This window comes from Pseudomonas sp. AC083 (assembly GCF_979253165.1).
Map to the genome: position 1 here is coordinate 1 of NZ_CEEDDH010000154.1, position 268 is coordinate 268.

At 69.8% G+C, this 268-nt stretch carries 1 protein-coding gene; it reads left to right on the forward strand.

Annotated features, from left to right (window positions below; genetic code table 11):
- Positions 1–268, forward strand: a 268-nt coding sequence (locus tag AC0IXA_RS27530) for an alpha/beta fold hydrolase (RefSeq protein ID WP_471814917.1), incomplete at both ends; no start/stop codon positions are given.

Consider the following 268-nt stretch of genomic DNA (forward strand, 5'->3'; position numbering starts at 1 on the left):
CTTCACACCGGACACGGCGGCCGAGGAGGCCACCTTCCTCAAGGACAACACCGCGTTCGGCGCCGGCTGCGCCCGCCGCTCGGGCAAGCTCGTCCCGCACACCACCACCAGCAACACCGCCCGCGACCTGGACCTGGTCCGGCACGTCCTCGGCGACAAGAAGCTGCACTACTTCGGGATCTCGTACGGGACCCAGCTCGGCGCCACGTACGCCCATCTCTTCCCGAAGAACGTCGGCCGGCTGGTCCTCGACGCGGTCGTCGACCCG